Annotated in this window: 5 protein-coding genes; 1 reads left to right on the forward strand and 4 read right to left on the reverse strand. The window is 73.4% G+C overall.

Annotation, left to right across the window (positions count from 1 at the left end; all coding sequences use genetic code 11):
• Positions 1-194: hypothetical protein (locus H0488_RS22280; RefSeq protein WP_220794897.1), on the forward strand; the 194-nt coding region annotated here is incomplete at its 5' end.
• Positions 195-553: 359 nt separating this feature from the next.
• On the opposite strand, the gene H0488_RS22285 is transcribed toward H0488_RS22280, so the two are convergent.
• From H0488_RS22285 to H0488_RS22300, 4 genes are all read right to left on the reverse strand, one after another.
• Positions 554-1,948 carry an amidase gene (locus H0488_RS22285; RefSeq protein ID WP_183101396.1) on the reverse strand — a complete coding sequence of 465 codons (1,395 nt, stop codon included), beginning with the start codon at positions 1,946-1,948 and terminating at the stop codon, positions 554-556.
• 48 nt (positions 1,949-1,996) lie between these two features.
• Complete coding sequence (locus tag H0488_RS22290; RefSeq protein ID WP_183101397.1) at positions 1,997-2,350, reverse strand: cupin domain-containing protein; 354 nt, start codon at positions 2,348-2,350, stop codon at positions 1,997-1,999.
• Positions 2,347-3,627, reverse strand: coding sequence for an FAD-binding oxidoreductase (locus H0488_RS22295; RefSeq protein ID WP_183101398.1), 1,281 nt, complete (start codon positions 3,625-3,627; stop codon positions 2,347-2,349). Before H0488_RS22295 ends, H0488_RS22290 begins: the two co-directional genes overlap by 4 nt.
• 94 nt (positions 3,628-3,721) lie before the next feature.
• Positions 3,722-3,938, reverse strand: a 217-nt coding sequence (locus tag H0488_RS22300; RefSeq protein ID WP_183101399.1) for a response regulator transcription factor, incomplete at its 5' end; no start/stop codon positions are given.

Raw genomic sequence — 3,938 nt, forward strand, 5'->3', positions numbered from 1 at the left:
TCGACGACACCGTGCTGGACGCCCTCGTCGTCAGCGGTCGCTACGACGAGCTGCCCGCCCTGCTGAAGCAGCGGTATGGCGGCCTCGCGGACGGCGTCGTGCTGCCGCCCCTCCAAGCCGGCGAGGATGCCGGCCAGGGCGCCGACCAGGACGACGAGGGCCTGGCCGCCTGCGTCGCCGAGCTCACCGGCTGAGGAGCCCCGGGCGACCTGGGCGATCTGCACCTCGCCGCTGCCGGCGTGGATCGCCGTCCGTCGGTAGCCCGAGCTCTCCGGCGCGAGGACGTATCGAGACGCGCGCACCCTCGCGCCGAGACGCGCTCGCCCATCACACACGACGTACCTGAAGTTCCGGCCCCATCTGCACCCGCATCGGGGCCGAAACCTCAGGTACGACGCTCAGCGATACCCGCCCGCTGCTGCCGATCTGCGGGCGCGGGCGGTGGGACGTCATACGTCCGCGGACCTATCGCCGCTCGGGCGTATGACGTCCCGCGCAACGTCATACGTCCGCCGACCTGCTCCCGCGCGGACGTATGACGTCCCGCTCGACCTCATACGCTCCGGGCGGCCACGAGGGGCCACGGTCGCGCCGCCTCGAGCTGGGCGCTCAGGCTGAGCAGGGTCGGTTCGTCGTCGAGCCGCCCGACCAGCTGCACCGAGAGCGGCAGGCCGTCCGGCCCGAGGCCACACGGTACGGCGGCCGCGGGGTTGCCCGTGACGTTCCAGATCGCCGTGTAGGTGATCGCGGGCTGCGACTTGAGCGCCGCGGTCAGCACGTTGGCGCCCTTCAGCACCCCCACTCGAGGCGGCCGGTTGGCGGTGACCGGCGTCAGCAGCACGTCGCACCGGTCGAAGACCCGGTTGGCCTTGGCGCTCACCTTCTCGGTCTGCCGGAGCGCCCAGTCGACGACGCCGGGCCGGACCCACGAACCGAGGCGGTAGGCCTGCCGGATCGACGGCTCCAGCTCGGCGTAGTGCTCCACCGCGTCGGCCTCGGTGCGGATCCCGGCGAAGAACTGCGGCACGAACGCGGCCGTCGGATCGGGCAGCTTCGCGTCGATCTCGCGCACGTCGTGCCCGAGCTCGGTGAGCAGCCGGGCGGTGTCCTCGACCGCCTGCACGTGCAACGGGTCCGGCCGGACGCCGACGCTGGTGCCCTTGACCGTCCACCCGATCCGCAGCCTCCCGGGCTCCCGGGACGCCGCCTCGACGAAGCTGCCGGTCTCGCCCGCGCGGTACAGGTCGCTGTCGAGGTGGCCGCGGATCGCGTCGTAGACGAGCGCGGAGTCCAGGACCGTCCTGGTCAGCGGGCCGATCGTCCCGAGCGACCACCACAGGTGGGGGTTGGGGGCGGTCGACACCCGGCCGCGCTGCGGCTTGAGCCCGAACAGACCGCAGAAGGAGGAAGGGATCCGGATCGAGCCGCCGCCGTCACCCCCGATGCCGACCGGCACCATGCCCGAGGCGACCGCGACCGCCGTACCTCCGCTGGAGCCGCCGGGCGTGTGCGCCGGGTCCCACGGGTTGCGGGCCGGCCCCAGGCTGATCGGCTCGGTGTAGGGCCACGCCCCGAACTCGGGCATCGACGTCTTGCCGACGATCACCGCGCCCGCGGCGCGGAGCCGGCGCACCACCTCGGAGTCGGCGCCGACGGGCGTGCTGTTCGCGCGGCCCCCGAAGGTCGTCACGCACCCTTCGACGTCGTTCTCCTCCTTGATGGCGACAGGTACGCCGTGCAGCGGGCCCAGCGGCTCCGACTGCGCAGCGGCCGCGTCGCGCTCGGCCGCCTCCGCCCGGGCCCGCTCGGCGAGCACGACGGAGAACGCGTTGAGCTCAGGGTTCTCGGACTCGATCGCCGCGAGGCAGGTCTCGACGGCCTCGACGGCGGTCAGCTCTCCGGCCGCGATCCGGGCCGCGGTCTCGGCAACTCCCCAGGTGCTGGTCACCTTCGCAGAGTAGTGCCGCGACCGTGGCGAAGGAGTCGTGCCGGGTCTTCATCGGAGCCCGATCCGCCGGTCGAAGCCTCCGGGCGCGTGGACGTTGAGGATGCGCACGTCCTCGGGGCCGCGGTTGGCGAGCGCGTGGGGCGTGCCGTCGGGGATGAGCACGAACGTGCCCGCCCTCGCCGCCACCTCGCGGTCGTCGCCGATGGTGACCGACAGCGTGCCGTCGAGCACGAGGAACGAGTCGTCCTCGGCCTCGTGCACGTGCCGCTCGACGCCCTGCCCCGGGCGCAGCACGACGATCCCGAGGTTGAAGTACGGCGTGTCCGCGGTCCGCGCCAGGAACTCGACGTTGCCGACCCGGTGTCCCTGACCCGGTTCGACGACGACGACCGGGCGGCTCATCGCGCACCTGCTGCCAGGTCGGCTGCGGCGTGGCCGGCGAAGTTGGCGAGCATCGTGCCCGTCGACCACGGGCGCAGCGCGTCGACCACCCCGCTCGTGACGGCATGGGCGGCGTCCACCAGCGGCGGCGGCGCCGGCGCGATGGCGACCAGCGAGAACGCACCCTCGCGCCCGGTCACCGCGTTCGGGACCGCAGCGGGCCGCGCGAGCGCGCCGCCCATCAGCCGCAGCTCCACCACCGCCAGTGGTACGTCGACGCCGGGGCCCGCGACGGCGAGCAGGGTGTCGACCAGGTCGGCCGGCATCCCGTGCAGCAGCCCGCCCCGGGTGACGGCGGGCATCGGGTCGGTCGGGTCCATGTGGATGCCGTCCACGGCGGCGAACGACATCGGGCCGATCGAGTCCAGCACCGGTGTCGCGACCCGGCGCATCGGCGCCAGCAGAGCCTCGCCCCGCTCCGGAGTGCCGGTGAAGCCGAACCGGAGCGCCAGGCTGACGACTCCGCGCAACGGCGGCGGCACGTCGTCGACCGGCGGCAGCCGCAGCAGGGCGACCGAGGTGGTGACCTCCTCCGGCAACGTCTCGGCCCAGGCGGCGAAGGAGTGCAGCACGTCGCCGACGGCAGGTCCGGTGAAGATCATCGCCCCGCCGAAGAACCGCGGCACCGGGAAGAGGTCGAACTCGAGCGCGGTGACGATCCCGAACCGGTCCTGTCCGCCGCGGATCTCGCGGAACAGCTCCGGGTCGTTCGCCCCGGTCACCGTCCTGACCTCGCCCTCCCGGGTCACCAGGTCGAGAGAACGGACGTGGTCCGCCGCGAAGCCGTGACGCCGCGCGAGGTGGCCCATCCCGCCCCCGAGCGTGTAGCCGACCACCCCGACCCCCGAGGACGACCCGGACAGCGGCGCCAGCCCATGGGGCACGGCGGCGTCGATCACCGACCGCCAACCCACCCCTGCCTCGACCCGGGCCACCCTCGCCACCGGGTCGACCCGGACCCCTTGCATCCGCTTCGTGGACACGAGCACCGTGCCGTCGGCCGGCTCCACCGCGCCATGGCCCGTGGCCTGGACCGTGACCGCGAGTGCCTCGTCGTTCGCGTAGCGGACCGCGGCCGCCACGTCCGCCGCGTCGGTCGCCGCCACGACCACCGCGGGGCGGTGCGTCACCGCCGTGTTGAAGCCGGCCGCCTCGGCCGCTGCGGCGGGGTCGCCGCCGTCGACGACCGCTCCGGCCACCTGCTGCACGAGCCGCTCGTGCGCGGATGATGTACCCATCTCGTTCCTCCTCGTCGCCTCCGCAGGGTGCGGATCGGCATGACGACGACACTCGGCCTAAGGGCCCGTCCGAGGCCTGAGGAATTCGCGCAGTTCAGAGGACGTCGAGCAGTCCGCGGCGGTGGGCCACGGTGACCGCCTCGGTGCGGCTCGAGACGTTCAGCTTCGTCATCAGGTTGCTGAGGTGGACGCTGGCGGTCTTCTCGCTGATGAACAGCCGCTTCCCGATCTCGCGGTTGGTGAGTCCCTCGGCGACCAGCGAGAGCACCTCCCGCTCCCGGCCGGTCAGCACGGCGTCGGCCGCCGGCTCC

Origin of the sequence: Nocardioides pelophilus (genome assembly GCF_014180685.1) — a bacterium.
GTDB classification, from domain to species: Bacteria; Actinomycetota; Actinomycetes; order Propionibacteriales; family Nocardioidaceae; genus Nocardioides; species Nocardioides pelophilus.